Below are 19,843 nucleotides of genomic sequence, written 5' to 3'. Positions count from 1 at the left end.
ATGCGGCTTCCGGCCGGTTCCGGAAGCGGCAGTTCACCGGGCTTTGCGTGCGCGCCCAAAGGCACGCGTGAGGATCAACACCATGCAACAGGATGAACGCCGGATATCGGCGATCGAACTCATCAATGTCAGCCGCCGCTTCGTGTCGCCGACCGGCAAATCGCTGACGGCACTGCGCGATTTTAACATGACCGTTGAGCGCGGCGAATTCGTCGCCGTCGTCGGCCCGACCGGCTGCGGCAAGTCGACGACCCTCAATCTCGTCACCGGCCTTGCCAAGCCGAGCGCCGGCGAAGTCCGCCTGATGGGCGGGCCCGTCACCGGCATCGATCCGCGCGTCGGCTTCGTCTTTCAGACGGATGCGCTTTTTCCTTGGAAGAACGTCATCGACAACGTCATGTCCGGCCCGCTGTTTCGCGGCAAATCGGCGGCGGAGGCGGAGAAGACCGCCAAGGACTGGCTTGCCCGCGTCGGCCTCACGAAATTCTTGCATCACTATCCGCATCAGCTCTCGGGCGGCATGCGCAAGCGCGTCTCGCTGGCGCAGACCTTCATCAACGAGCCGGAAATCCTGCTGATGGATGAGCCGTTTTCGGCGCTCGACGTGCAGACCCGCACGGTGATGCACGAGGAGCTCCTGAAGCTCTGGGCCGAACGCCAGGCTTCCGTCGTCTTCGTCACGCACGACCTCGAAGAGGCAGTGGCGCTCGCCGATAAGGTCTATGTGCTGACTGCGGGCCCGGCGACGGTGAAGTCGGTCTATACGATCGACCTACCGCGTCCGCGGGTCGTTTCGGAGATCCGCTACGAGCAGAATTTCATCGATTATTGCAAGACGATCTGGGACGACCTTCGCGAAGAGGTGGAAACCAGTTATCGCCGCGCCGCAGAAGCGGCATAAGGGAGGATTGATCATGGCAAATACAGCCCTTGAGGCAGGCAATGCCCCAATCTTCCGCGCCGGCACCTCGGATGCGGAAATCGAAGCCGCAGCGCTAAAGGCAATCAAGCGCCGCAAATACGTGGTCCTCTTCTGGCAGGTCGCGCTCCTCGCGGCGATACTTGCCCTATGGCAGCTTTCCTCCGACCTGCACTGGATCGACCCGTTCTTCTATTCCAGCCCCTATGCGATCGGGCTGCGGCTCTGGGACTGGATCACCCAAGGCACCGATAGCGGCTCGCTCTGGTACCATCTCGGCGTCACCATGGAAGAAGCGCTGATCGGCTTCGTCATCGGCTCGGTTACTGGCGTGCTCGTCGGCGTGGCGCTTGGCCGCAACAAGTTGGCTTCCGATATCCTGTCGATCTACATCAAGGCGATCAACTCGATCCCGCGCGTCGTGCTGGCGCCGATCTTCGTCATGATCATGGGCCTCGGCCTTGCCTCCAAGGTCGCGCTCGCCTTCATCATGGTGTTCTTCGTTGTTTTTGCCAACGCCTTCCAGGGCGTGCGCGAAGCCGATCGCAACATGATCGCCAATGCCCGCATTCTCGGCGCCTCGAACTGGCAGGTCACCCGCAATGTGATCCTGCCCTCGGCGATGAGCTGGATTTTTGCGAGCCTGCACATCTCCTTCTCGTTCGCCATCATCGGCGCCATCGTCGGCGAATTCGTCGGCTCGCTCGCCGGCATCGGCTATCTGATCTCGATCGCCAAGGGCACCTACGACGCTGCTGGCCTCTATGCCGCGATCATCCTGGTGATGGTGGTTACGCTTGGCGCTGAATACGTGATGACGCTTGTCGAAAACCGCATCACCAGATGGCGTCCGCAGCAGCATATGGATGTGCAATAAGCCGCCAAGATATTCTAGCTCCCAAGGCCGGGCACCCCCCACCCGGCAACTCCAAAGGCCGGGTACCTCCACCCGGCCTCTTTTTTGCCGTCGTTCAAGCGCTGACGACGGCTATGCAGAGATGTGTGGGGACAATTTTCTCCAGGCGAGAATCACGCTATTGTCCGATTCGGGCAAAGCCCATGCCTCCCCCCTCCACTTGGGAAAGTATCGTTTATGCGGGGCTGATGATCATCGAACCAACTGTTCCGGCGCCAAGCATAAGGAGGGATTGCGATCATTGTCGCAATAGGAGGTTTTTACATGAGGCTTTCCAGCCCAGTTTATCGTTTGAAGCGTAAGGCCCGGCTCCTGTCACGCGGGCAGAATATCCCGTTGCACGAGGCGCTCGACCGAATTGCCGCCGAGGAAGGCTTCCGAGGCTGGAGTTTACTGATGGCCGGCTCGGATTCGACGACATCGGCCGCTGACATGTTCGCGCAATTGGAACCCGGCGACCTAGTGCTCGTCGCAGCCCGTCGGGGCCACGGCAAAACGTTGATGAGCCTCAGGCTCGCCGTCGAGGCGATGACATCAGGCAATCGAGGCGTCTTCTTTTCGTTGGAATATACAAAAAAGGAGGTTGCGGACCGCTTTCGGGCGATCGGCTCAGAGTTCGAGCACTTCAAAGACCTGTTCGAATTCGACAGCTCCGACGCGATCAGCGCCGACTATATCATGGAGAGGCTGGCCTGCGCGCCCAAGGGAACCCTGGTGATCATCGACTATCTGCAAATCCTCGATCAGGATCGGCAGAAGCCAGAATTGATGGTGCAGGTCCGGGCGTTGAGGTCCTTCGCGCGTGAGAAAGGTTCGATCATGGTCTTCATCTCGCAGATCGACCGGTCTTACGATCAATCGGTGAAGGCCTATCCCGATCTCGAGGATGTCCGCTTGCCCAATCCCCTGGATCTGGCGCTGTTCGACAAGACATTTTTCTTGAACAATGGCAAGGTTCAGCTTCAGGCGGCAGGATAGCGACATGGGGGCCGGTGGTTTGGACACTCTCAAACCGCCGGTAGCCTTACGGTCACCAGCAATCCGCCGCCAGCCGCATCGCCGAGCGTGACGGTACCGCAGGCACCGTCGACGACTTCGCGGACGATGGCGAGCCCGAGGCCGCTGCCTTCCGGCTCCGTGCCGATGATGCGATAGAAGCGTTCGAATACCTGGCCTCGCTCGGCCTCGGGAATGCCCGGCCCATTGTCCTCGACCCATAGAACGGCGTCGCTTTCGTCGCGCCGGACGCCGACCGTGACCCGGCCATTCGCGGGCGTATAACGCAGGGCGTTGTCGACGAGATTGACTAGCATCTCGCGCAGCATGGTGCCGTCGCCTTCGACATGGACCGGCGCGTCTTCGGCCTCCAGCCCCAGGTCGATATTGCGTCTCAGCGCTTCTTCCGCCAAGGTCTCCAGGACTTGCCGGGCGGTAGTGACGAGGTCGATCTTGTCGCTGCGTGGCCGGCGGCTGCCGGGTTCGGCTCTCGATAGGGTGAGAAGCTGGCTCGCCAGCCGTGTCACCTGCCTGGTGCTGGAGCGCAGCGCGACCAGCGCCTCGTCGCGTCGGGCATTGTCGTTTTCGCGTGCCGCCACGCTCGCCTGCGTCGAGATCAGGGCGAGCGGCGTGCGCAGTTGATGAGCGGCGTTGGAGACGAAGCGGCGTTGCGCCGCCATCTGGTTCTGCACCCGCTCCATGTGGTCGTTGAGGGCATGAACCAGCGGGCGCAGCTCGCTCTGCACCATTTCCGGCTCTAGCGGATCCAGCCGCTGACGGCCGCGTTCGCGTACGGCGTCGCGCAGCCGCAGCACCGGCGTCAGACCGCGCTGCAGGCCGATAATGGTTACGAGACCGGCGAGTAATACGAGCACGAGCTGCTTGGTGAAATCCGATAGCCACAGCCTGCTGCGCATGGCGTGTTGGCTATTGTGGGTGACGGCGACGGTGACGGATATCGTGCTGTCGTCGTTAAGGCCGACGATCGGATGGTTCAGCATCATCACTCGCACCTGATCGGCGCGAAAAGCCGTGTCCTCACCCATCTGCTGTCCCTTTGGCTGCGGCAGATCAGGATAGCCTGCGACGAGGTTTCCCCAGGCGGTCACCACCTGATAATAGACGCGGTCGCCGTAGCCGGTGTCGAACATCTCGAGTGCGGCGGGGGGAATGTCGACCTGGACGGTGCCATTGGCGTCGACATGGACGGCCTCGGCAATGACACGGGCCGATGCGAGCAGCGTGTGGTCGGTGACGAGGTTTGAAGTGGCATCCGCCGAACGGAAACTCAGATAGAGATTGATGCAGATCGCCCCGATCAGCGTCAGCACGACCCAGGCAAACAGTTGCGCCCTCAGGCTGGTGGTCAGCCCCGCAATGGCGCGCCTCAGGCGTCCGTTGTTTTGGCGGACTTCGTCATTGCGCATGGCGAAGGAGATAGCCGAGGCCGCGCAGCGTGGCGATCTGCACGGCGCTGCCTTCGAGTTTCTTGCGGACGCGATGCACGTAGATTTCGATAGCGCTGGTGTCGGCAAGATCGTCGAAGCCGAAGACGCTTTCCGACAGTGCGGCCTTGGTCACCGTCGTGCCGACTTTCATGATGAGATGTTCGAGCACGGCATGTTCGCGCGGCGTGAGCGCCAGGGTCTCGCCGTCGAGAAAGAATTGCCGCGTTCCGCCGTCGAACAGCAGATTGCCGACGGCAATTTCGGGCGCGGCTCGGTCATGGCCGCGGCGCACGAGCGCGCGGATGCGGGCTTCCAGCTCGGCGATTTCGAAGGGTTTGGCGAGATAGTCATCGGCACCGCTGTCGAGCCCAGCGACCCGTCCATCGAGGCTGGCGTTGGCTGTCAGGATGATGACCGGCACCTTGCTGCCGCCCTGGCGCAGCCGCTTCAGTAGCGTCAGCCCATCCATTTTCGGCAGTGACAGATCAAGGATGACAACGGCGTAACCCGCGACTTTCAGCATGTGTTCGGCATCCTCGCCGTCATAGGCGATGTCGACCGCATATTGCGCCTGACGCAGCGCTTTGCCGAGCCAGGACGCCAGTTCGCGGTTGTCTTCGACGATCAGGAGCCTCATGACAGCAAGTATATAGCAAGTGCCGGATATTGCGAGTGTTTTGGGTTGTCTGGAGGCCATTTCGCCGTCGCGGGCGGGAAGCCGGAACCAGCAGGTGACTCTTGGTTCATGTTCTGGTGGGGCGGGGGAAGACGCACCTGGCCCGACATCCCGGAATCGGATGATGACCAGTCGGATCCGAATGGAACGCCGCGATAATCAGATCCATATGAGATGGGCCGTAAGCTGCCAATTTCATGGCGATCCTGATTCATGCTTGAACTGAAAATTGGCTCTGATACATCAATTTTATGCTCGCGATTTTGCCCTCGAGCGACAATGGGGAACGAGCACAAACAGACGCGCGAAGCTATCCACCGATGGTGCGGTGATGCTCAATCCGGTGGATGCAGATGCGATGATCGTTGCTAGACCAACGACGTAATCCGCGGTTCCATCGCCCGCGGCAATCAATTCTCGATGGCCATCGACCGTATCGAGCGTCTCGCCCGCAAGGGCGAGTCCCTTATTCGCTCAGTCTCAATGCCATCTCTCTTACCTCCCGCAGATACACTTTCCGCGCATATGGCGGCGTCAGATTGTGGTCGGCGTCAGGGATGATAGTGAGGCGGACGTCGGGGAAATTCTTTAGACCGGCGCCTTCCTCGCCGAAATGCTCGCGAAAGTGATCCAGACCGATGTCGTGAGCACTGTAGATCAGCGAAATATCGACCTTGCGTTTGGCGAGCAAACGGAAGCAGTTCATGACGGTTTCGTGCTCACCGGCGAAGAAGGGGAGAACGCCAAGCAGGGGGCGTCCCAGCCGGGCGGCGCGGCGCGCGAGCGCCACGACGATGTTGCGCGCCGCACTTTTGGCGTCGATCTGGCCGCCATAGAGCCGCTTCAGCGTCTCAAACTGGAGGAATTTCTGGCCATAGGTCTCGAGCGAACGCGGCACGAAACGCAAGGCTTCGTCGACGGGTTGCGTTTCATCCCAGAAAAAGGAATAGGGATTGACGGTAATCAGACCGCTGCACCTGCTATCACGGACGGCGCTCTGAAAGGCAAGGTAGCCACCGCTGCAGCGGCCGACGGAAAAGGCTGGCAGCAACTTCTCGGCCTCCAGAAGATCGAAGGCGGCGCTGACATCCTGATTCTGATCGGGGGAATAAAGCACTTGCTCCTGCGCGTCGGGAAGCGGCGGGCTATCAGCGACGTTGGCGGTATCGAAACGTAGCGAGGGGATGCCGTCGCGGGCGAGCGACCGTGCCATGGTCACCGACATCCGGCCCCAACCGGCATGGCGATCATAGGCCGTGGTCAAGAGCAATGCCGTCGCGCCCGCCCGGGCGCCCGAGGGTTCGCAGAGGATGCCGAAGAGACGACCACCTGCACCGAAACGCAGAGGTGTTTCGCGAAAGCCGTCGCCGATCAGCGCTTCGGCGCGCGGCGCGCGAACAATCTTGCGCGGCGCCGTCGCTGGTTCCGTAGCGATCGACTGTATCCAATCCAGAATTATTCGGCCTGCCTCCAGCGGCATAGTAGCGATGGTCGGGTTCGAAACCAGCTCGTCATAGCCATCATAGGCGGCGCGTTCGACGCGCGGGCCGAGGGTTTCGAGATGAGCAGTGAAATCGGCATCACCGGGGCGGCCGGGTCGCGTCAGGACAAGGCAGTCCGGCGCGTTGACATGGTCAAGCGTCATCAGGTTGAGTTTTTTGACCGCCGCGGCAGTGGTATCCGGCATGCGCAGGCTTGCAATGGTGACCCCCTCGGTCCGGCGTTGCGCTTCTGTAAGCCCCATGCCCTCATCGATCATCTTCGACCACATGGTCAATTCCCGCAGATAGGCGCGGCCGGAGATGGTCGGGGCCAACAGGGCGATACCGTCGACAGCGGAGAGCCGCTCGGCAATGTCAAGGGCCACGATGCAACCGAGGCCCTGGCTCACCAGAATCAGCCGCTCACAGCCGCAGAGCGATCGCAGCATGGCGGCGGCGTCGAGTGCGGTACCTTCCCAAAGCGCCAGTCCTTCGCCCGGATCGGCAACGTCCAGCGCATCGCCGGTGCCGGCATAGTCGAAGCGCAGGCTGGCGATACCTGCCTTGGCGAAATCCTCTGCGAGGATTCGCCAGAATTTGCGGGTGCACATTTCCTCTAAACCCCAGGGGCTGAGGAACAATACGGCCGTCTGGCGCGACGGCGCGGCGGCGGGCATGAACAGACCGACTGTCCCGGAGAAGGTGACCGGCTTGGCGGCGGGGGTGACATCCTTAAGCGGGCCCTGGTTTTCGGCGGCTCCCAACGCAGCCATGGCGAACTCCTCAAATTCGGCGCGGCGCCAGCCATGCCAGCGCGTTAACGGCAATCGGATGGGCGCGCCGGGGCAGGCGCGCAGCAATTTGTTGCAGGACGGCGATATCCTCCGGCGGCACCGCATTCAATAGCCGGAGCGCCAACCCGTAAATCAGGACGCCGGCAATGACGGCGCTGGCGAGGCCCGGAATACCGGGCAGGGCGTGAACAAATCCGTAGGCGGCTGCGGCGCAAAGCACTGCAGCGGCGGTCACTTTGGCAAGGCTGACGAACATGCTGCGCATCGAGCCTTCGAATTCCATGCGGCGTACCATCAGCAGGCACATGGCAGTGAAGGCCAGCAGCCGCACCAGGGCGGCGCCCTCGCCGCCATAAGAAGGCACCGCGATCAGGCAACCCACGACCATGATGGCACTGGCGACGCCGCCGATGATGGTGCGCTCGCGCATGCGGTCGATGGAATAGAGATATTGCGTACAGATCTGCATGAAAACGTAAGGAGCCGCCGTCAGCGAGAGCAGCGCCACCATGCTGCCGCTTGGACCAAAGGGCTTGCCGAAGATCGTCACCACCAGCTCAGGGGCAATGGCCGCAAGGCCGAAGCTCATCGGCAGGGTGATATAGGAAATGCTGCGCGCGACGCCTGCGAAGACGTGCACCGGGAGTTTGCCCAACGCGCGCGAATGCATTTGCTCGGAATAATAGGGCAGCAGACTGCCGCTCAATTGCACTGGAAGCTGCAGCGCGAGATTGGCAAGCGAGAGGCCGACAGCATAAAAACCGACGGCTTCGATGCCCAAGTAGTGCTGCAGGAACACCAGCTCGATGCGGTTCAGGAAGATCGAGCTGTTGATGAATTCGGCCGAGAGAATGAGCGAGGAACTGACGAGATAGCCAAGGCCAACGCCGCAACTGTTCCGTCGAGCGACTGCGATCCTCAGGCTCGAGACGAACATCGGGAGCTGGCCGATGGCATAGCCGGCAAGTGCGCCGCTGACGCCGAAGAAGACGGCGCCGACCAGCACGGTGACGAGTTGCAGTACCGAGCTCGTCAAGGTCATGCGCAGGAAGGCGCCGAGCTGCTGTTCGCCGATCAGATAGTTCTTGCTATAGGCGCCGAGCGACTGAAGGACGAAAAACGCGCCGGTTATAACGATGATGGACGATGAGTCGTTGACCCAACGCATCCGCTCCGCCTCCCAATAATAGGCGGTATAGCCGGCAAGCAGGATCAGCGTCGACAGGATCGTTGGATGCAGCATATAGGCAGCAAAGCCGCGCCGTTCCTCCGTCGAGTAGCCTTGCACTTTCAATTGCGGTAATATGCGCAGCAGCGTCACCCCGGTTCCGAGTTCGGCGACGAGTGCGCCCGTCGTCGTCAGCCAGAACGAGAAGGCGATGATGCCGTTGGCCCCCGGCCCGAGCAGACGGGCGGCGATGATGGAACAGGCAAAGCCGGTCGCCAGCAGGGTCAGTCCCGCGGCTGCGTTCAATGCCGAATTGGCCATGATGCTCTTCGTCATGAAGACTACCGTTTCCCAGGTCGCAAAAAGTGGCCGCAAAATATCCGGCTTATCATGGAGATAGCGCGTGCTCTATTTCATATGCCTTAATATTTAGCGTTTATTCCTTATGTAAATTTCGTTTTTACTTCAGCTAATATTCAATCCTTCTGAAGTTGGCTGTTTTGCCGCTTGTTCGGAGGGTCTTCTTTGTTCAGCCTCGTCGTCTGTACGATCGACCGCTTCGATCAGTTGGAACGGTTGTTCGTCTCGTTGATGGATCAACATCACCGGGATTTCGAGGTGATCCTCGTCGACCAGAATCCGGACGATCGGCTGTTAGAGCTGATCGGAAGCTTTTCACCCTTGTTCGTGATCCGCCATATCCGCTCGGCCAAGGGTCTTTCGCGGGCGCGCAACAATGGAATGGCGGCAGCGGTCGGCGACTATGTCTGCTTTCCTGATGATGATTGTTGGTATGAGCCCGATACGCTGGAGACGGCGGAGCGGCTGTTTGTCGATCATCCAGAGCTTGCCATCGTCACCGGCCGCACGCTGGATGCCGGCGGCGTTACCTCCGTCAGCCCGACCGGCGACACGCCGCTTGCGGTGACGCGCTGGAACTATCTGAAGTGCGGCAATTCCAACAGTATTTTCGTCCGCCGTACGGCGTTGCCCGGCATTGGCGGCTTCGACGAGAATCTCGGCGTCGGCTCGGACTCGCCCTTCCAAAGCGGTGAGGAGGCGGATTTTCTGCTGCGTGCGCTCGCTGCGGGCAATCGGCTGATGTTCTTTCCGGGATTGATCGTTCATCACGATCAGGTCACCAGCGAATACGGTCCGCGGCAGATCGAGCGGGCACGAAAATATGGTCGCGGTTTCGGTGCCTTGATGCGCAAGCAGCGCTTTCCACTGACCTATGTCGTTTATCGCCTGTGCAGGCCGATCGCCAGTTGGCTGGCGGCGGTCATGCGGCGCAAGGGCGATACGGCGCGCTACAAGCGCGCCTGGCTCGCGGGCATTCTCGAAGGTTATGCCACCTGGCCGCGTTGGCGCAGGGGATGACGCCGTTCGCCTCTTGGCGTTATCGCTTCAGCATAGACATCGATATAGCGTTGCGCGACCTCATCCCAGGCATAGGCGCGGGCATCGTGAATGAGTTCTACCCTTAGGGTGAGGCCCTTGGCCTCCAGGCGTAGGAAGGCGGAGGTCAGAGCGTTGGCGGCGGCTTCCGAATTGGAAAAGTCGGCGAGCATCAGCGTCGGATGGGTCTCGGCAAGCGCTTTGTAGGCGTCATTCGTGTGCAGCACCGGCAGTAGACCAGCGCTCATGGCCTCGATCGCCACCAATCCAAAGCCCTCATATTCGGAGGCCGAGGCGAAAAGCGAGGCGCGGGCGATGACATTGCGGATGGCGCAATTGTCGATCGACACGTGCAGCGACACATGGCGGCCAAGATCGCGGGCGGCGATCTCGTTTTCGAGCGTCGGTTGGTCGAGGTCGGAAACAGCGCCGATGATATCGAGATGCCACTCCGCATTGCGAGCGGCGAGCACCTTCATGACGTCAAGCATGCGGTCGAGCCGCTTGTTGACCGAGAATCGGCCGATGGTGACGATGCGGCGCCGAGCCTCAAGTGCGGCGCAATTGGCAAATTTGCCGACATCGGCGCCATTCTCGATCAGTCGGGTGCGGCGAGCGGCGATGCCGGAAAACAATCGTTCGTCCGACTGGCTGCAGCAGATCAGTTCAGCGTAGGCGAGGGCGGAAAGCCGTGTCGCCGTCTTGAACCAGACCTTTTTGATGGCGGCATATTTTGGCGTGTGGAAGAAGCCGCCATGGGTAGTGGCGACCATCGGGCGGCCGTGAAAGAGTTTACCCCAGGCAAGCGCGTCGAAGAAGAAATCGACGGCATGGACATGGACGAGGTCGGCGTCGGCGATGTGCTTGAATACCTGCGGCGCCACGGGATAGCGGCTGGAGCCGGACCAGGGGATGCGGACGATTTCGATGTCGTCGATCGTTTCGGTCGGCGCTAGTTCGCGGGCCGGCTCGGAGAACAGGCTGTTGCAGGTGACGACGCGGACGCGATAACCCCGGCCGATCAGCTGCCGACAGAGATTGGCAACCACATCCTCCAGACCACCTTTGTTCGGCAGGAACTGGCGCACGACATGAACAATCAGCGGTCCCGCCGGGTTCTGTGCCTGAATATCCGAAATAGCCGATGTCATCGATCCGCCCTCGATCCTTGGGCCGCGCAAAGCCGCAGCGATCAGGCGCGCGAAGGCGCCGTCCTTTGATCAGCGCCCAAACCAGATCATTTTGCCGGTTAAAATGATCTTAATTGCGCACGAGAGGCCCAGCGGATTTGTGCAAGAAGGTTAATATCGGAGCGTTCCGTTGGGGAAGTTGGACCTGGCAGGTGAGTTCGGTGTCGCCGCAGCCTTGTGCCCGGCCCTTTGGAAAGTGCGGCATAAAAACCGATGCCAGTCTATCAATCGGACCTCTCAAAACGCTCGAAATGTCAGCGTGGTCAACGAGCGGACGATGCCGGGGATGTTGGCGATGTTGTCGTTGATGAACTTGCCGATGTCCTGCTCGTCCTTGACATAGACCTTCAGCAGCAGGTCGTAATCGCCGCTGGTGGAATAGAGCTCCGAGACAAGCTCCGTCTGGTAGATAACGTCGGCAACCTCATAGGTCTTGCCGGGAGCGCATTGGAGCTGAACGAAAATAGGCTTCATGAGATTGTCCTGACTGTCGCGGCCGCGACGGCGGCCGGCGCTGCACTCTATAATGGTCGAAAGCGACATGGGCATGCAAGTTTTCTCTGTCCACTGCATGTCGCTCTTGCCGCTTCCGCAAATCAGGTGGTCGCGCTAGATTGGCCGGATTCTTTTAGGCAATTGGATGGACTCTATGCTGAACGACCCTCGTTCTCACGGGTTGTGGGAGAAAACCGCACCGCCGGCACCCGCGACGGGGCCGCTGGCGGGCAATATTTCGGCTGACGTGGTGGTGGTCGGCGGCGGCTATACCGGGCTGTCCTCGGCGCTGCATCTGGCCGAATCCGGAACCAGGGTCGTGCTGCTGGAAGCCAATGAAATCGGCTTTGGCGGCGCGGGGCGAAATGTCGGCCTGATCAATGCCGGCATGTGGGTCATGCCCGGCGACCTGCCCGGCGTGCTCGGTCCGATCCATGGGGAACGGCTGCTGGAACTCCTGGGCAATGCGCCAAGGCTGGTGATGGAGCTGATCGAGAAGCACGGCATCGCCTGCGAGCTCGAGCGCAACGGCACGCTCCACTGCGCCGTCGGATCCGAGGGACTGAAGGAGATCGAGGAGCGCGCCCGCCAATGGGGCAAGCGCGGTGCTCCGGTCACCGTGCTTGATGCTAACGAGACAGCGCTGCGGGTGGGGAGTTCGGCTTACGCGGGGGCGCTGCTCGACATGCGCGCCGGCACGCTGCAGCCGCTCGCCTATGTCCGCGGTTTGGCGCATGCGGCTTCTAAGGCCGGTGTTGTGATCCATACCGGCAGCAACGTGACCGCGGCCGAGAAAAATGCCGGGCGATGGATCGTCAAGACGGCGGGCGGCAGTGTCAGCGCGGATTGGATCATCGTCGCGACGGATGCCTACAGCACCGGCCCGTGGGAACAGGTGCGTAATGAGCAGGTACATTTGCCCTATTTCAATTTTGCCACAGTGCCGCTCGGCGACAACCTGCGCAAATCGGTCCTGCCAGGCCGCGAGGGCGTGTGGGATACGAAAGAGATCCTGTCGTCCTTCCGCATGGATCAGGCCGGGCGCCTTGTATTCGGCAGTGTCGGGGCGTTGCGCAATACCGGGCTGACCGTCCACAAGAGCTGGGCGCGGCGTTCGCTGAAGAAGCTGTTTCCGCAGCTCGGGGACATCGCCTTTGAAAGCGAGTGGTACGGCAAGATCGGCATGACCGATAATGCCTTGCCACGCTTCCACAAGTTCGCGCAGAACGTCATCGGCTTTTCCGGCTATAACGGGCGCGGCATCGCGCCTGGCACGGTGTTTGGGAAAATATTGTCGGACCATGTTCTCGGCAAGATCTCCGAGGCCGAGCTGCCGCTGCCGCTGACCGATCCTCGTGAGGCCAGCTTTCGTGCGCTGAAGGAAATGTGGTACGAAGCCGGCGCCCAGGCTGCGCATTTTGTTGGCGCAAGGGTCTAGAGCATCTTATCCGCTTGGTGATTTCACTTCAACGCGGGATGCTCTGGGGACGGGGACTGGACGATCATAACAAGAAGAGGAAGATGACATGACCACCGCACTCGATCTCGCCACCGAGACCAAGGCAATTCTGACCGAGCTCGGCGTTGCCGCCGATCGTTATACCGGTGGAACACTTGCCGTCACCTCACCCGTAACCGGCGCTGAAATCGGCAGGCTCAGGGAGCATTCGGCTGCCGAAGCGAAAGCCGCGATCGACAAGGCGCATGAGGCGTTTCTTTCCTGGCGGGCCGTGCCGGCGCCGAAGCGCGGCGAGTTGATCCGCCTGCTCGGCGAAGAGCTGCGCGCCGGAAAGGCTGCGCTTGGCCGTCTGGTCTCCATCGAAGTCGGTAAGATCACTTCGGAAGGTCTTGGCGAAGTGCAGGAAATGATCGACATCTGCGATTTCGCCGTCGGTCTGTCGCGCCAGCTCTACGGCCTGACCATTGCTACCGAACGTTCCGAACATCGGATGATGGAAAGCTGGCATCCGTTGGGGCCGATTGGCATCATCTCCGCCTTCAATTTCCCGGTGGCCGTCTGGTCGTGGAACGCGGCGCTCGCCATCGTTTGTGGCAATTCAACTGTCTGGAAGCCATCGGAAAAGACGCCGCTGACGGCGCTCGCCGTACAGGCATTGTTCGAAAAGGCGCTGAAGCGTTACGTCGCCGAAGGCGGCGAGGCGCCGGCCAATCTCTCGACCTTGATCATTGGCGGTCGTGACGTTGGTGAGGTGCTGGTGGATCATCCGAAGATTCCCTTGGTTTCGGCAACCGGCTCGACGGCAATGGGTCGTGCAGTCGGACCGCGTCTTGCCGGTCGCTTCGCCCGCGCGATCCTTGAACTCGGCGGCAACAATGCGGCGATCGTTTGCCCGACGGCCGATCTCGACCTGACGCTGCGCGGCGTCGCCTTTTCCGCCATGGGTACGGCCGGCCAGCGCTGCACGACGCTGCGCCGCCTTTTCGTTCATGAAAGCGTTTATGACCAGCTCGTACCACGCTTGCAGAAGGCCTATGGCTCCGTCGCCATCGGCAATCCGCTGGAAGCCGGCACCCTCGTCGGCCCGCTGATCGACAAGCAGGCCTTCGACAAGATGCAGGCAGCTCTCGGCCAGGCGCTGTCGGCCGGTGGGAAGGTTAGCGGGGGCGAGCGGGTCGAAAATCTCTCAGCCGATGCCTTCTACGTTCGTCCCGCCCTGGTCGAGATGCCCTCACAGACCGGTCCGGTCGAGCACGAAACCTTCGCGCCGATCCTCTATGTGATGAAATACAGCGATTTCGACGAGGTATTGGCGCTGCATAACGCCGTGCCTCAGGGTCTTTCGTCGTCGATCTTCACCAATGATATGCGCGAGGCGGAAGCTTTCGTTTCGGCGCGTGGTTCGGACTGCGGCATCGCCAATGTCAATCTTGGGCCCTCCGGCGCTGAAATCGGCGGCGCGTTCGGTGGCGAGAAGGAGACAGGTGGCGGCCGCGAGTCGGGCTCTGATGCCTGGAAGGCCTATATGAGGCGCGCGACCAACACCATCAACTACGGCAGGACGCTGCCTCTGGCGCAAGGTGTCAAGTTCGACGTCGCATAAGGCACCCGGGACAATTATTGCATAGCGATGAGGAGAGTGAGGGCATAGGAACCTCTTCGTTCTCCTCATCCACATCCACTCCAAGGTCCTTCACCATGCACCTGTCACTCGCAGAAGCCGAAACGCTGATCGTGGATGCACTGGTGCGAAATCGGGTCAGCCCGGAAAATGCCCGTTCTGTGGCCGTTGCTCTCGTCGCAGCCCAGGCTGCCGGGCAGGCTGGCCATGGTCTGCGCCGTGTGCCCGCCTATGCCGGGCAGGCGAAGGTCGGCAAGACCGATGGTTTCGCCAAACCGAAGATCACGCGGCCCTATCCTGCCGTGCTGCGCATCGATGCCTCCAACGGCTATGCCTATCCGGCTCTCGATCTTGCCGTTGCCGAGCTTCCCGCGGTCGCCCGAGAGCAGGGGATTGCACTCGCTGCCATCAGCCGTTCGCATCATGCCGGCATGATGGGCTTAACTGTGGAGCGCTTTGCCGACCAGGGGCTGGTGGCGCTGATGGTTACCAATGCGCCGGCCGCAATAGCGCCCTGGGGCGGCAAAAGGCCAGTCTTCGGCACCAACCCGATTGCCTTTGCCGCGCCGCTGCCGAATTCCGATCCCATTGTCATCGATCTGGCCCTATCGAAAGTGGCGCGCGGCAAGGTCATGGCCGCCCGGCAGAAGGGCGCGCCGATCCCGGCCGATTGGGCCTACGACCGCGACGGCAAGCCGACGACCGATCCGGAAGAGGCGTTGGACGGTACGATGATCCCTGCCGGCGAATCGAAGGGGGCGGCACTAGCTATGATGGTCGAAATCCTGTCCGCCGGCCTGACCGGTGCCAACTATTCTTTCGAATCTTCGTCGCTGTTCGACGACCAAGGTTCGCCGCCCGCGCTCGGCCACACGATCATCGCCATCAATCCGGCTGCAACGAGCGCTGCCGACACGGCAAAGCGGCTGGCTCTGCTGGCGAGCGAAATCACGAGTGATCCCAATGTCCGCCTGCCTGGCCGGCGCGGCCAGACCTCACGGCGTCTTGCGCTGAGTGAGGGCCTCATCGTCGAGGATGAGGTGGTTGCGGCGATAGAAAGGCTTTGAGGCGCGGAAGATGATGGTTGAGTGAATGTGCTTTGTCGCGTCTCTCGCGCATGGCTCCTCACCCCAACCCTCTCCCCGCAAGCGGGCAGACGGAGCGCGCTAAACAACGTGTCGGTGTGCGATGGAGATAGTTGTTTGGCTTCGTCGTCCCTCTCCCCGCTTGCTGGGAGAGGGCTAGCTAGCTAGGGTGAGGGGCACATCGTTGCTATGCTGACTGAAGATGCCTGGCGGCTGCCAGCGATACAAATCAGGCGATCGCCGGTGCAGCCTGCTTTTCGTCCAGCCAGCCGCCGGTGAAGCCGGCGCGTTCCAGGCCGCGGCGCAGGATCGGTGATTGCCGCATCAGGTCCCAGATCAGGCCGGTACGCTCATTTTCGATCATCATGACCAGCAGGCCCTGGTCGATGGCGACGGAGCGATCGTCGACCCAGCCCTCAGGGCCGGGACCTTTGACGCTGGGATTGAAGCCGCCGGGAAAGCGCCCGCCCAGCAAAAGGTTCGGATAAGCGGCGAGCAGGGCCCTGGTGCCGTAGATTGCGGCTTGGCGGTCGAACGGCAGGCAGGAGAGCGGCCCCCAGGGCGCGATGGTGCCGTCATCGGGACCGAGAGGGGCGCCGCGCGCGGCATAGCCGAGAACTTTCGGGCTATAACGCCGGCTGTGCTTGGTGCCAGTCGGATTCGGGCCATCGCAGGCCGACAGGCCCCAGATGTCCTTGGCATATCCGACGAAGTGGCCGGGATTACGGTCGGTGTAATCGCGCTGAACGGCAATCGCCGTCTGGGTGTTGCGGAAATAATCGGTTTCCTTGTCGGCCACATGCCGGTCGCGGATGTCGCGAAAATCGATCCAGGCGTGCGAAAAGAGATGGATGAACAGCGGCCCGGCATAGAGATAGGGCCTGTCCTTGAACATCATCCAGGTATAGGTCGAAGCGAAGGCGTCATAGCTTGATGACGGCACGGGATGGGTGGGTGAAGCGAGCGCCAGCACATAAAGGAAGATCGCCTCGTCGTAGCCTTGATAGCGCCAGCGCAGGAAACCGCTGCTCGGTTTCCAGCCCATGCTGATCGTCTGGCCTTTGTTCAGCGCCCAGTGCCAATCGCAACGCTCGTAGAGAAACTGCGCCTGCTTGCGGATGTCCTTTTCATCCCGGCTGGAACCCTTGAAATAGGCGGCTGCCGTCAATACGCCGATCAGGAAGAGGCCCGTATCGATGGTCGAGAGCTCGCTGTTCCAGGCGCGGTTGCCAGTCGCCATGTAGAGGAAGTGGTAGTAGAAGCCGCGATGCCCGGTGGCGCCGCGCTCTTCGCCTTGTTGGCTTTCGGCAAAGAAATTGAGCGCGGTCAACACGCGCTGTGCCGCGTCCGCGCGGCTGACCCAGCCGCGTTCGACGGCGACCGGATAGCTCGACAGTGCGAAGCCAACGGCGGCGATACTGCAATGGCTCGTCTTGATTGAGGTGTCCGCAACCAGCCCATTTTCCGGGTTGGTGTACAGCATGAAATACTCGAAAGCGGAACGTTGCAGTCGATCGATCAACGCATCGTCGGTCTCGTTGGTCTGTTGCAGCATGGTCTACCCATCTCCTCGACGCTCCCGTTTCTGTTGGAGCACAGGAGCTTGGACAGTAGCGAATCAAAGATGATTGATACTGCCACGTTTTTGTGGACGATTGTTTAAAATGGGGGCGTTGGCCGCATTTACCAGCCGCGTTTTCAGGCTAGGCAGTGTTCCCAGCGATTTCCATCGGCTCGGTTTTCATCACAATCACTTTGGCGCGATGAAACGTCACATTAGTTTCAAAGGGCATCTGTTCAGCGCCCTCTCCGCTTCGTGTCAGAAATACAAGTTGATCACACCAAACTTTCAGCATGTATCCTATCCGCCGACATATCTCTTTCTAGGAGTCCAGATGAAGGTGCTGCTATCTTCTGCCTAAACCGGCGGCCAGTTCACGCTGATCGAGGGCATCATGCCGCCAGGCGGCGATGGCGGGCTGCATGTTCAAGCCGATGACGACGAATCGATGCATATGCTCGAGGGAGAGCTGGACGTAGCGATCGGCGAAAACAGTTTTGTCCTGAAACCTAGCGAGACGAGATGATCTCGCAAGCTGGCTTTGCCCTCGATGAAGGCGCCGTTCCAGGTCCGGCCGTGGCGCCGACGCCGGAACGGATCGGTCATTTGCGCTCGGTCGCCCCGAAATTCGGCATCAGTGTGCTCGCTCCACCGGAGCCGCCACGACCCAAAGCGACGGTAGCCTCCAAGGATCTCAATCGGCGACGCGAATGGTTGCCAGCACCGCGTCGAGCAAACTATCCGCCGTTTCATTGCCGGGAAGCGATCCGATCATGCCGTTCAGGCGTCCCTCGAGCCGCAGCGTGGCGAAGCCGTGCACCAGCGACCAAAACGCCGCCGCCTGCGCCGCCATCTGCAATGGCTGCGCCGACGGGTCGGGCGCGCGCGCCCGAACGGCGGCAGCAAGCGCCTGACGGGCGGCGAGGGTGGCATCGCGCAGCGCCGGTCGGTCGTAGTCGAGCAGTTCACTGCGAAACATGAGGGCGAAGAGGCCAGGATGGGTGGTGGCGAAGCCGACATAACCGCGGCCCATCGCCTTGATTCGCTGGCGCGGATCGTCACCGGCTTCAGTCATCGCATCGGCAAGTGCGGCGCTGAAGCGAAGGAAACCGAGCGCTGCCAGCTCACTCAGTAGGCCGGTCAGATCGCCGAAATGGTTCTTGGGTGCGGCATGCGAGACACCGGCGGCTCGCGCTGCGGCGCGAAGTGTCAGAGCCTGAATGCCGTCCTTTTCCAGAATTGTTTCCGCCTCGGCGAGCAGGGCAGCTTTCAGGTCACCATGGTGATAGGCGCGACGAGACGCGGCATCGGTTGCTTCATGATTCATGTCAAATGTTTACGATGGAAACATTTTCGTTGACAAGTGTGAAGCGCCCAATATTGTCACTGTCAATATTAGGCGCGACGAGGTTTTCGCGGCGCCCCACCCTTTCAACGGACGGAAAACCAATGGGCGTTCTCCTGGCGTTTTTGCCTTTCATCGTTTTTGCGGTCGCGGACCGATTCGTTGGCCCGACCGAGGCGCTGCTGCTAGCAGCGCTCGCCTCGTTCATTCTTTTGCTGCGCGATTGGTTTATTCTGGGTAAGGCGCCGAAAATTCTCGACATCGGCACGACAGTACTCTTCAGCGGCCTTGCTTTTTACGCTGCGCTGGGCGGTCTCATGGGATCGATTTTCGCTGTTCGTCTGGCAGTCGATTCGGGGTTGGTTGCAATCGTCCTGATTTCCATCCTGATCCGCCGGCCGTTCACGCTGCAGTATGCGCGCGAACAGGTGGCACGGGAATTATGGGACAGCCCTGTCTTCATCAGGACGAACTATGTGATCACCTCGGTCTGGGCGCTCGCCTTCGCGGCTATGGCAGCCGCGGATGCAGTCTTACTCTATGCGCCTGACGTACCGGCTCAGGTGGCAATAGTCGCAACCATCGTGGTGGTTGTGGCAGCGATCAGGTTTACGGGGTGGTATCCGGAAAAAATACGACGGCGGTCGGCAGAACGATAAGCGAAAAGGCTCACTGCAACCTGGTTTCCACTCGCCTCCTCAACCTTTGAAGCATCCGCCCAAAAATCTCATCGTCCTGAAGCGCTCTGGTAAGTGTCAGTGCGCCCTGAATGCCGACAACAGCTTCTTCGGCGAGTTCATGCGCCTCTAATGCTTCGACGCCCGCCCTCATCATTGCGCCGGCAAGAGCTGCGATCCAACGTTTGAAATAGCCCTCAATCACCCCTGGGAAACGGTCGCGCGTTTCGTCCAGCGCAAAGGCGCCGATAAGGCAGATGCGGCGGCCGGAGCGGAAATAAGCGTCTGTCATCTCCCACATTCGGGCAATGGCGGCGCGCGGTTCGCCCTTTTCGAGCGGCTTGAACATTTCGTTGACGAACCACGCATCGATATTGGCCATGATCTCTGCGGCCATCTCTTCCTTTCCGCCGGGGAAGAAATGATAGAGGCTGCCTTTTGACAGTTTGGTGCGCGCCTTGATGTTACTCATCGATGCACCCTCGTAGCCGAGTTCGCGAAAGACCTCGGATACGAGGGTTATGGCGTCCGATTTTTCAAAGATGGTACGCGTCATGGTCTCTTGTCTCGGAGCGGTTCAGCTATTCACGGAAAGCACCGCTCTATCATTGTTT

Annotated in this window: 18 protein-coding genes; 8 read left to right on the top strand and 10 right to left on the bottom strand. The window is 60.8% G+C overall.

Annotated elements, in window-relative coordinates:
* Nucleotides 1–82 precede the first annotated feature (82 nt).
* From PY650_RS00510 to PY650_RS00500, 3 genes are all read left to right on the top strand, one after another.
* Entirely contained in the window at nt 83–901 is an 819-nt protein-coding gene (locus PY650_RS00510; protein WP_285877125.1) for an ABC transporter ATP-binding protein, read from the top strand.
* A 13-nt stretch (nt 902–914) separates the two neighbouring features.
* Complete coding sequence (locus PY650_RS00505) at nt 915–1,796, top strand: ABC transporter permease (RefSeq protein ID WP_285877124.1); 882 nt, start codon at nt 915–917, stop codon at nt 1,794–1,796.
* A 303-nt stretch (nt 1,797–2,099) separates the two neighbouring features.
* Nucleotides 2,100–2,813, top strand: coding sequence for a DNA helicase (locus PY650_RS00500; RefSeq protein ID WP_285877123.1), 714 nt, complete (start codon nt 2,100–2,102; stop codon nt 2,811–2,813).
* A 29-nt stretch (nt 2,814–2,842) separates the two neighbouring features.
* Here PY650_RS00500 and PY650_RS00495 read toward each other — a convergent pair whose 3' ends face one another.
* The 4 genes from PY650_RS00495 to PY650_RS00480 form a co-directional block, all read right to left on the bottom strand.
* The gene (locus PY650_RS00495; RefSeq protein ID WP_285877122.1) at nt 2,843–4,258 is read right to left on the bottom strand and encodes a sensor histidine kinase; all 1,416 of its coding nucleotides are present in this window, start codon (nt 4,256–4,258) and stop codon (nt 2,843–2,845) included.
* Nucleotides 4,248–4,916, bottom strand: coding sequence for a response regulator (locus PY650_RS00490; protein ID WP_285877298.1), 669 nt, complete (start codon nt 4,914–4,916; stop codon nt 4,248–4,250). The genes PY650_RS00495 and PY650_RS00490 overlap by 11 nt, the downstream gene beginning before the upstream one ends.
* A 505-nt stretch (nt 4,917–5,421) precedes the next feature.
* Nucleotides 5,422–7,209, bottom strand: a complete 1,788-nt coding sequence (locus PY650_RS00485; RefSeq protein WP_285877121.1) for an alpha/beta hydrolase family protein — start codon at nt 7,207–7,209, stop codon at nt 5,422–5,424.
* Nucleotides 7,210–7,219: 10 nt separating this feature from the next.
* Nucleotides 7,220–8,734, bottom strand: coding sequence for a lipopolysaccharide biosynthesis protein (locus PY650_RS00480; protein WP_285877120.1), 1,515 nt, complete (start codon nt 8,732–8,734; stop codon nt 7,220–7,222).
* Between the two features lie 189 nt (nt 8,735–8,923).
* On the opposite strand from PY650_RS00480, the gene PY650_RS00475 reads away from it, so the two are divergent.
* Nucleotides 8,924–9,778, top strand: coding sequence for a glycosyltransferase family 2 protein (locus tag PY650_RS00475; RefSeq protein WP_285877119.1), 855 nt, complete (start codon nt 8,924–8,926; stop codon nt 9,776–9,778).
* On the opposite strand, the gene PY650_RS00470 is transcribed toward PY650_RS00475, so the two are convergent.
* Nucleotides 9,745–10,947 (bottom strand): glycosyltransferase family 4 protein, encoded by a 1,203-nt coding sequence (locus PY650_RS00470; RefSeq protein ID WP_285877118.1) that lies wholly within the window; start codon nt 10,945–10,947, stop codon nt 9,745–9,747. The genes PY650_RS00475 and PY650_RS00470 overlap by 34 nt on opposite strands.
* A gap of 276 nt (nt 10,948–11,223) precedes the next feature.
* Complete coding sequence (locus tag PY650_RS00465; RefSeq protein WP_285877117.1) at nt 11,224–11,460, bottom strand: Lrp/AsnC ligand binding domain-containing protein; 237 nt, start codon at nt 11,458–11,460, stop codon at nt 11,224–11,226.
* A gap of 175 nt (nt 11,461–11,635) precedes the next feature.
* Here PY650_RS00465 and PY650_RS00460 point away from each other — a divergent pair, with 175 nt between their 5' ends.
* The 3 genes from PY650_RS00460 (at nt 11,636) to PY650_RS00450 (ending at nt 15,628) form a co-directional block, all read left to right on the top strand.
* A complete protein-coding gene (locus PY650_RS00460) occupies nt 11,636–12,919 on the top strand; it encodes an NAD(P)/FAD-dependent oxidoreductase (protein ID WP_285877116.1) in 1,284 nt (427 codons plus the stop codon).
* Between the two features lie 88 nt (nt 12,920–13,007).
* Nucleotides 13,008–14,543, top strand: coding sequence for an L-piperidine-6-carboxylate dehydrogenase (gene amaB, locus PY650_RS00455; protein ID WP_285877115.1), 1,536 nt, complete (start codon nt 13,008–13,010; stop codon nt 14,541–14,543).
* 95 nt (nt 14,544–14,638) lie between these two features.
* Nucleotides 14,639–15,628, top strand: coding sequence for an Ldh family oxidoreductase (locus PY650_RS00450; RefSeq protein ID WP_285877114.1), 990 nt, complete (start codon nt 14,639–14,641; stop codon nt 15,626–15,628).
* Between the two features lie 247 nt (nt 15,629–15,875).
* Here the strand turns inward: PY650_RS00450 and PY650_RS00445 are convergent, their stop codons facing one another.
* From PY650_RS00445 to PY650_RS00435, 3 genes are all read right to left on the bottom strand, one after another.
* Entirely contained in the window at nt 15,876–17,201 is a 1,326-nt protein-coding gene (locus PY650_RS00445; protein WP_285877113.1) for a glucoamylase family protein, read from the bottom strand.
* A 148-nt stretch (nt 17,202–17,349) separates the two neighbouring features.
* Nucleotides 17,350–17,502, bottom strand: a complete 153-nt coding sequence (locus PY650_RS00440) for a hypothetical protein (protein ID WP_285877112.1) — start codon at nt 17,500–17,502, stop codon at nt 17,350–17,352.
* A 399-nt stretch (nt 17,503–17,901) separates the two neighbouring features.
* Nucleotides 17,902–18,534, bottom strand: a complete 633-nt coding sequence (locus PY650_RS00435; RefSeq protein ID WP_285877111.1) for a TetR/AcrR family transcriptional regulator — start codon at nt 18,532–18,534, stop codon at nt 17,902–17,904.
* A gap of 122 nt (nt 18,535–18,656) precedes the next feature.
* Between PY650_RS00435 and PY650_RS00430 the strand changes: the two genes are divergently transcribed.
* The gene (locus PY650_RS00430) at nt 18,657–19,211 is read left to right on the top strand and encodes a hypothetical protein (RefSeq protein WP_285877110.1); all 555 of its coding nucleotides are present in this window, start codon (nt 18,657–18,659) and stop codon (nt 19,209–19,211) included.
* A gap of 10 nt (nt 19,212–19,221) precedes the next feature.
* On the opposite strand, the gene PY650_RS00425 is transcribed toward PY650_RS00430, so the two are convergent.
* On the bottom strand, nt 19,222–19,785 hold the full coding sequence (locus PY650_RS00425) for a TetR/AcrR family transcriptional regulator (RefSeq protein ID WP_285877109.1): 564 nt from the start codon (nt 19,783–19,785) through the stop codon (nt 19,222–19,224).
* Between the last annotated feature and the right edge of the window lie 58 nt (nt 19,786–19,843).

Origin of the sequence: Martinezella calliandrae (genome assembly GCF_030272695.1) — a bacterium.
Lineage (GTDB): Bacteria > Pseudomonadota > Alphaproteobacteria > Rhizobiales > Rhizobiaceae > Rhizobium > Rhizobium calliandrae.
This window is presented reverse-complemented; position numbering and strand designations above follow the sequence as displayed.

Bases quoted from the DNA above. Each gene is read 5' to 3' on its own strand.
- PY650_RS00510 (WP_285877125.1), top strand. From the start codon at position 83: ATGCAACAGGATGAACGCCGGATATCGGCGATCGAACTCATCAATGTC.
- PY650_RS00505 (WP_285877124.1), top strand. From the start codon at position 915: ATGGCAAATACAGCCCTTGAGGCAGGCAATGCCCCAATCTTCCGCGCC.
- PY650_RS00500 (WP_285877123.1), top strand. From the start codon at position 2,100: ATGAGGCTTTCCAGCCCAGTTTATCGTTTGAAGCGTAAGGCCCGGCTC.
- PY650_RS00495 (WP_285877122.1), bottom strand. From the start codon at position 4,258: ATGCGCAATGACGAAGTCCGCCAAAACAACGGACGCCTGAGGCGCGCC.
- PY650_RS00490 (WP_285877298.1), bottom strand. From the start codon at position 4,916: ATGAGGCTCCTGATCGTCGAAGACAACCGCGAACTGGCGTCCTGGCTC.
- PY650_RS00485 (WP_285877121.1), bottom strand. From the start codon at position 7,209: ATGGCTGCGTTGGGAGCCGCCGAAAACCAGGGCCCGCTTAAGGATGTC.
- PY650_RS00480 (WP_285877120.1), bottom strand. From the start codon at position 8,734: ATGACGAAGAGCATCATGGCCAATTCGGCATTGAACGCAGCCGCGGGA.
- PY650_RS00470 (WP_285877118.1), bottom strand. From the start codon at position 10,947: ATGACATCGGCTATTTCGGATATTCAGGCACAGAACCCGGCGGGACCG.
- PY650_RS00465 (WP_285877117.1), bottom strand. From the start codon at position 11,460: ATGAAGCCTATTTTCGTTCAGCTCCAATGCGCTCCCGGCAAGACCTAT.
- PY650_RS00460 (WP_285877116.1), top strand. From the start codon at position 11,636: ATGCTGAACGACCCTCGTTCTCACGGGTTGTGGGAGAAAACCGCACCG.
- amaB (WP_285877115.1), top strand. From the start codon at position 13,008: ATGACCACCGCACTCGATCTCGCCACCGAGACCAAGGCAATTCTGACC.
- PY650_RS00450 (WP_285877114.1), top strand. From the start codon at position 14,639: ATGCACCTGTCACTCGCAGAAGCCGAAACGCTGATCGTGGATGCACTG.
- PY650_RS00445 (WP_285877113.1), bottom strand. From the start codon at position 17,201: ATGCTGCAACAGACCAACGAGACCGACGATGCGTTGATCGATCGACTG.
- PY650_RS00440 (WP_285877112.1), bottom strand. From the start codon at position 17,502: ATGCTGAAAGTTTGGTGTGATCAACTTGTATTTCTGACACGAAGCGGA.
- PY650_RS00435 (WP_285877111.1), bottom strand. From the start codon at position 18,534: ATGAATCATGAAGCAACCGATGCCGCGTCTCGTCGCGCCTATCACCAT.
- PY650_RS00430 (WP_285877110.1), top strand. From the start codon at position 18,657: ATGGGCGTTCTCCTGGCGTTTTTGCCTTTCATCGTTTTTGCGGTCGCG.
- PY650_RS00425 (WP_285877109.1), bottom strand. From the start codon at position 19,785: ATGACGCGTACCATCTTTGAAAAATCGGACGCCATAACCCTCGTATCC.